The 6,267-nt window shown below is 75.1% G+C and carries 8 protein-coding genes and 1 pseudogene; 7 read left to right on the top strand and 2 right to left on the bottom strand.

Annotated elements, in window-relative coordinates; translation table 11 throughout:
* The 3 genes from AC0CYZ_RS29520 to AC0CYZ_RS29510 all read left to right on the top strand — a co-directional run.
* Nucleotides 1-1,294: VWA domain-containing protein (locus AC0CYZ_RS29520; protein ID WP_472221680.1), on the top strand; the 1,294-nt coding region annotated here is incomplete at its 5' end.
* A 44-nt stretch (nt 1,295-1,338) separates the two neighbouring features.
* On the top strand, nt 1,339-1,956 hold the full coding sequence (gene nadD, locus AC0CYZ_RS29515) for a nicotinate-nucleotide adenylyltransferase (RefSeq protein WP_472221679.1): 618 nt from the start codon (nt 1,339-1,341) through the stop codon (nt 1,954-1,956).
* A gap of 16 nt (nt 1,957-1,972) precedes the next feature.
* Entirely contained in the window at nt 1,973-2,587 is a 615-nt protein-coding gene (locus tag AC0CYZ_RS29510) for a YdeI/OmpD-associated family protein (RefSeq protein ID WP_472221678.1), read from the top strand.
* A gap of 76 nt (nt 2,588-2,663) precedes the next feature.
* Here AC0CYZ_RS29510 and AC0CYZ_RS29505 read toward each other — a convergent pair whose 3' ends face one another.
* The gene (locus tag AC0CYZ_RS29505) at nt 2,664-3,074 is read right to left on the bottom strand and encodes a nuclear transport factor 2 family protein (protein ID WP_472221677.1); all 411 of its coding nucleotides are present in this window, start codon (nt 3,072-3,074) and stop codon (nt 2,664-2,666) included.
* Nucleotides 3,075-3,163: 89 nt separating this feature from the next.
* On the opposite strand from AC0CYZ_RS29505, the gene AC0CYZ_RS29500 reads away from it, so the two are divergent.
* The gene (locus AC0CYZ_RS29500) at nt 3,164-3,718 is read left to right on the top strand and encodes a TetR/AcrR family transcriptional regulator (RefSeq protein ID WP_472221676.1); all 555 of its coding nucleotides are present in this window, start codon (nt 3,164-3,166) and stop codon (nt 3,716-3,718) included.
* Nucleotides 3,719-3,773: 55 nt separating this feature from the next.
* Here the strand turns inward: AC0CYZ_RS29500 and AC0CYZ_RS29495 are convergent, their stop codons facing one another.
* Nucleotides 3,774-5,015, bottom strand: a complete 1,242-nt coding sequence (locus AC0CYZ_RS29495) for an FIST signal transduction protein (protein WP_472221675.1) — start codon at nt 5,013-5,015, stop codon at nt 3,774-3,776.
* A 67-nt stretch (nt 5,016-5,082) separates the two neighbouring features.
* Between AC0CYZ_RS29495 and rsfS the strand changes: the two genes are divergently transcribed.
* The 3 genes and pseudogenes from rsfS to AC0CYZ_RS29480 all read left to right on the top strand — a co-directional run.
* Nucleotides 5,083-5,469 carry a ribosome silencing factor gene (rsfS, locus tag AC0CYZ_RS29490; RefSeq protein WP_472221674.1) on the top strand — a complete coding sequence of 129 codons (387 nt, stop codon included), beginning with the start codon at nt 5,083-5,085 and terminating at the stop codon, nt 5,467-5,469.
* Nucleotides 5,462-6,148: a histidine phosphatase family protein gene (locus tag AC0CYZ_RS29485; protein ID WP_472221673.1), complete on the top strand. Its 687-nt coding sequence runs from the start codon at nt 5,462-5,464 to the stop codon at nt 6,146-6,148. The genes rsfS and AC0CYZ_RS29485 overlap by 8 nt, the downstream gene beginning before the upstream one ends.
* Nucleotides 6,141-6,267, top strand: a pseudogene (locus AC0CYZ_RS29480) (diglucosylglycerate octanoyltransferase); the annotation flags it as partial. The gene AC0CYZ_RS29485 and the pseudogene AC0CYZ_RS29480, both read left to right, overlap by 8 nt.

Raw genomic sequence — 6,267 nt, 5'->3', positions numbered from 1 at the left:
GGCCGCGCTGCTGCGCCGCTCCGGGCAACGGCAGACCTTCGACGCGCTGTTCGACCTGTGGTTCCCGCTGGGCCAGGGCGCGGCGCTGGGCGAGGTCGCGCTGCCCTACGCCGAGGACGGTTCCGTCGACGTCGACGCGCTCCGCGACCTGCTCGCCCAGCTCCTCGCCGACGGCGACACCGCCGCGCTCTCCGAGCTCGCCCGCGCCGTCGTGGACGGGCTGGGTGCGCTCGGCGTCGGGACCGGGCAGGGCGCCGGGTCCGGCGGGACGGGCACGGGCACGGACGGCGCGGGCGGCCGCCCGTCCGGCTTCTCGTCCTACCAGGCGCTCAACAGCGTGCGGCCCGAGACGCTGCTCGCGCGGGTGCTCGCCGACCTGCGCGGCCGCCGGGAGGCCGCGGACGCCCCCGACGGCCCGTTCGCCGAGGAGGTCGCGCGCCGCGAGACGCGGGCGCGGATCGCCGAGTTCCGTCGCCTGGTGCAGGCCGAGACCGCGCGGCGCGGCTCGGAGATCCGGGGCCGGGAGGCGGCCGCCCGCACCGGGGTGCGACGCCAGGCCGAGCAGACCGACTTCCTCTCCGCGAACGCGGAGACCCTCGCCGACCTGCGACGGCGGGTCGCGCCGCTGGGCCGCCACCTCGCGACGCGACTGGCCGCCCGCCGTCGTCGGGCCCACCGCGGGCCGATCGACATGCGCCGCACCCTGCGCCGCTCGATGTCCACCGGCGGCGTCCCGGTGAACCTCGTGCACCGGCGCCCGCGGCCGGGGCGCCCGGAGCTGGTGCTGCTCTGCGACGTGTCCGGCTCCGTGGCCGGGTTCAGCCACTTCACGATGATGCTGGTCCAGGCGCTGCGCGAGCAGTTCTCCCGAATCCGGATCTTCTGCTTCGTCGACGGCTGCGTCGAGGTCACCGACCTGTTCACCCCGGGCGCGGACCTCTCCCAGGTGCTCACCGAGGTGCACACCCGGCCCGGCCTGCTCGCGTGGAGCGGGCACTCCGACTACGGGCGGGCCCTCGGGCGGTTCGCCGAGCGCTGGCCGGACGCCGTCACCGACCGCAGCTCGCTGCTCGTCCTCGGCGACGCCCGCACCAACCACCAGGACCCGGCGCTGGGCGTGCTCGCGGGGATCGTCGCGCGGGCCCGGCACGCGCACTGGCTCAACCCGGAGCCGCAGCGCCAGTGGGGGACCGGGGACTCGGCGGCGCACGAGTACGGCCGGGTCATGCCCATGCACGAGTGCCGGACGGCGGCCCAGCTGGCCGGCGTCGTCGGCGGGCTGCTGCCCGTCTGAGTCGGGCGAGCGGCAGCGACGGGGAGAGGGCCGGGGAGGCGACGATGAGCAGACGCATCGGGGTGATGGGCGGGACGTTCGACCCGATCCACCACGGCCACCTGGTCGCGGCCAGCGAGGCCGCCATGCGCTTCTCGCTCGACGAGGTCGTGTTCGTCCCCACCGGGCAGCCCTGGCAGAAGACCAAGACCGACGTCACCGCCGCCGAGGACCGCTACCTCATGACGGTGGTCGCGACGGCGTCGAACCCGCGCTTCACGGTCAGTCGGGTCGACGTCGACCGCGAGGGGCCCACCTACACCGTCGACACCCTGCACGACCTCGCCGCGATCTTCCCGGACGACGAGCTCTACTTCATCACCGGCGCGGACGCCCTCGAGCAGATCCTGTCGTGGCACCGCGCGTCGGAGATGTTCGAGGTGGCGCACTTCGTGGGGGTGACGCGGCCGGGGTTCACCCTCGACGGGGCCCACCTCCCGCAGGGAGCGGTCAGCCTCCTCGAGGTCCCGGCCATGGCGATCTCCTCGACCGACTGCCGGAGCCGTGTCGCCAAGGGCGAGCCGGTCTGGTACCTGGTGCCCGACGGCGTCGTGCAGTACATCGCCAAGCGCGGCCTCTACCGCGACGACGTGACGCCGTCGCGCCTGGAGCACCTGAGCTAGCCCGGAGGGAGACGCGATGGCCTCCGAGCAGCCCGAGCTCGTCGTCCCCGACGAGGCGGCCTGGCGGGAATGGCTGCGCGCCCACCACACGGACCCGACGGGCGTGTGGCTGGTGCTGGCGAAGAAGGCGGCGCTCGCCCACCCCGACCCGCCGACGACGCTCACCTACGCGCAGGCCCTCGACGAGGCGCTGTGCCACGGCTGGATCGACGGGCAGGCCCGCCGGCGGGACGAGCTCACGTCGTTCCAGCGCTTCACCCCGCGGCGCGCGCGCAGTCCGTGGTCGGCGCGCAACGTCTCCCACGTCGCGCGGCTGGTCGACGAGGGCCGGATGACTCCCGCGGGGCACGCCGAGGTGGAGCGGGCGAAGGCCGACGGCCGCTGGGACGCCGCCTACGCGGGCCCGGCCACGGCAGTGGTGCCGGACGACCTGGCCACGGCGCTGGCCGCGGACGAGGCGGCGACGGCGATGTTCGGGCGCCTGACCAGCCAGAACCGCTATGCGATCCTGCACCGGCTCGGGCAGCTCAAACGCCCGGAGACCCGGGTGCGGCGCATCGAGGAGTACGTGGCGATGCTCGCGCGGGGGGAGACGCTGTACCCGCAGAAGGCTCAGCCCGGTTCCGGCTGACTCATCGTGGCAGCAACGGCACGTTGCTGATGTCAGGTGTCAGGACGGCGCCGTTCATGCGCCGGCTCGGGCCCGGTCAGGCCGGCGCGCCCGCGTGGTCCCGGGAGTCCACGATCAGCCCGTCGCGCACCCGCACGACGAACACGCACGGCAGGCTCGACGTCGTCCCGCCCCGCGTGACCTCGTAGTGGAAGTCCGCGACGACGACCTCGGGGTCGGTCGTGTGGTGCACGACGACGTCGACCGGCGCGAACGCGTCGAGGCGCCCGAGATGCGACGGTGCGGCGGCGAAGTGCGCGCGGAGGTCGTCCCGCGTGCGCAGCGGCGGGATCGACGGGTTCATCGGGTGCACGACGTGGGTCGGCTCCGCGTACAGGGCGACCAGCCGCTCGATCTGCGACTCGTCGCCGAGAGCGAGGCGGCTCACGCCGTCCATGACGGCGCGGACGACGGCCTCGGGGGACGACGGCGGGGGTGGCGGAACCATCGGGGCCTAGATTCGTGGAGGCTGAACGGAGTAGGCACTCCGCTTCGCTCGACCGTAGCGGAGTGGTCGCTCCGTTTCCAGGAGGTGGCGTGCGCGCGGACGCCGCCGCCAACCGCCGTCGGGTCCTCGCCGCGGCGCAGGAGGTGTTCGCCGAGCAGGGCGTGGAGGCCTCCACCGAGACGATCGCGCGCCGCGCGGGGGTCGGGGCGGGCACCGTCTTCCGGCACTTCCCGACCAAGCGCGACCACGTGGAGCACACCCTCGCCCCCCACCTCGACGAGCTCGCGGCCGGCGCCCGCGCGGCCGGGACCGGGGGTGACGCCGTCGCGGCGCTGGACGCCCTGGTCGCCGAGATGGCCGAGCACGCGCCGACGAAGCTCGCGATGGCCGGGCATCTGCTCGCCGAGGGCGGGTTCGGCGAGGCGGCGAGCGCGGCGTCGGAGCGGGTCGGGGCGGTCGTCGGGGAGGTGCTGGAGCGCGCGCAGGAGACCGGCCGGATCCGGACCGACGTCGGGGTCGAGGAGATCTACTTCTTGGTGCGCGGGGTCGCCCAGGCCCAGGCGCTCCTGCCGGTGGACCCGGCCGTGCGGCGCCGGGCGATCCAGGTCGTGATCGACGGCCTGAGGTGCGCTCCGCGCTCGTGAGCACTATCCCGTGTCATAGGACGGACTAGTGCTCACGAGCGCGAAGCGCACCTACCTAGTCACCGAAGGCGAGCACCGACGCGGTGAAGCCGTGCAGGTTGTTCTTCGAGGCGACCGGGCCGATCTCGCCGTCGGCGAAGAACCCGGCCACCCGCGGGGCGAGACCGCGCCGGATCGCCCGGACGTCGTGGCTCGCGCCGCCGTGCACGGAGTCCGGCCCGCCGAACATCACCCGACCCCGTCCGGTGCAGGAGAACAGCAGCGCGCCACCGGCCGGGCCGTCCTCGCCGGAGGCCGCCATCAGGGCGTCGAGGTCCTCGCCCGCCGTCGTCGCGTCGCGCACGTGGAAGCGCACGGTGCGGCCCACCTCGACGACGTCGCCGACGGTCACCGTCCCGGTGTCCTCGTCGGCGCCGACGACGCCGCGGATGAGGAAGTCGCCCCGGCCGTGCGCGTCGGCGTACTCGTCGATCGCGATGCCGAGGTGCAGGCCCTGCAACGCGAGCTCCCGGTCGGCCTCGCCGAGATCGCGCAGGATCTCCTCGAGCTTGCGGTAGGCGGGCACGCCGGCGAGGGAGTGGAGCTCGTTGCCGCCGGCGGCGGTCACCGTCATCGTCGGGCCGATCGGGCGGCAGCCCTGGCTGACCAGCGTGCGGATCGCGACGTTCCCCCCGAGCAGCACGCCGATCGCGCCGCGGGAGTGGACCTCGCCGTCGAGGAAGAGGCGCGCCCCGCCTGGCGCCGGGCGGCCCGGGCCGAGCGCGCTCGTCCCGGTCGGCGCCGTCGCGAGGCCCCCGATCAGCGGCAGGCCGTTCAGCGCCTCGTCGGACTGCTCGACGAAGCCCTGCGCGGGGAACGTGAACGGGTCCGCGAGCAGGACCGCCACCGCGTCGTCGTCGGCGGGCACCGGCATGCCGCCCACCGAGATACCCCCCTCGTGCCGCGCGGCCTGCAGCCGGAAGGGCGTGACCCGCACGCCCGGCAGCGTCGCCGCCCACACCGCGACGGCGGGCGTGTCCTCGACGCCGCGGCCGTCGCCGATGACGCCCGAGGCGCGGCACCCGAACGCCGTCGTCGCCCCCGCGATCTCCATCGCGCGCTGGCCGGCGCTCGCGGCCACGTCGGGGTCCGGGTGGGAGACGAACACGCCGAGCAGGTCCGGACGGTGCCCGTGCAGCGGCGCCGTCGCCGCCGCCACCGCGGTCTCCGCGGCCGCGAGGAGGTCCGGTCCCTGGGCGAGTCCGTCGCCGAACTCGTAGCCCCGGTGGGTCGGGTCCGGCTCCGCCACGTCTCCCATGCGTCGAGTATGGACACCTGTCCCGGGGGCGAAACCGGTCCCTGGTGTCCGGGTAGGCTCGACGACGATGGCCGCCACCGACAGCGCGCGCCGCCTGGCCGAGCTCGCGGCCCTGGCCGCCGCCGACAAGCTCGCCCAGGACGTCGTCGCGATCGACGTGTCCGAGCGGCTCCCGCTCACCGACTGCTTCGTCATCGCCTCCGCACCGAACGAGCGCCAGGTGCAGGCCGTCGTCGACAACGTCGAGGAGAAGCTCCGCGGCGAGGACGTCAAGCCCGTGCGCCGCGAGGGCCGGCAGGAGGCCCGCTGGGTGCTCCTGGACTTCGGCGACGTCGTCGTGCACGTCCTGCACACCGAGGAGCGCGACTTCTACGGCCTGGAGCGGCTGTGGAAGGACTGCCCGCGCATCGAGCTCCCGGTCGAGGTCACCGGCCCCGTCGCCGCGGGTGACTGAGCCGTCGGGCGGTCCCGGCGTGGTCACGCGGGTCGTGCTGCTCCGGCACGGACGCACCGCGTGGAACGCCGAGCGACGCATGCAGGGCCGTCTCGACCCGCCGCTCGACGACGCGGGGCAGGCGCAGGCCGCCGAGGCCGCGCCCGCCGTCGCCGGGTTCGACCCGGTGGTGCTGATCTCCTCCGACCTCACCCGCGCCCTGCAGACCGCGCTCGCGGTCGGCGAGGCGACCGGCCTCGAGCCGCGCAAGGAACCCCGGCTGCGCGAGACCGACGTCGGGCAGTGGCAGGGCCTCGTCGACGCCGAGGTGGAAGCCGGCTGGCCCGGCGGGCTCGACCGGTGGCGGGCCGACGCGGCGTTCGCGCCGCCGGGCGGGGAGTCCCGCGTCGATGCCGCCGCGCGGGCCCTGCCGGTGCTGCACGAGGTCGTCGGCTCCCCGGAGCCCGGCGCCATCGGGGACACCGCGGTGCTGGTGGCGCACGGCGGCACGATCATGGCACTGACCTGCGGGTTCCTCGGTTGGCCGGCGGAGCAGTGGCCCTCGCTCGGCCCGCTGGGCAACTGCCGCTGGTCGGTGCTGGAGTTCCGGATCGACCGGTGGCGGCTGGCGCAGTGGGGTGCTCCGCACCATGTGAACGAATTCGGTCGTCCTGGCGACCACACCCGTTCCCATGGGTAGCGTGCTCGTGCTCGGGGACTCGCTGAGCTTCCACGGCCCGCACACCGCCCACCCCGCCGACGAGCCGCGTCTGTGGCCGCACGTCGCGGCGGCCGTCCTCGGCGGGAGCGCCGACCTGC

The sequence above is a fragment of the Actinomycetospora sp. genome (assembly GCF_055612215.1).
Note: the sequence above shows the minus strand (reverse complement) of the source record. Positions and strands in the feature narration are given on the sequence as shown.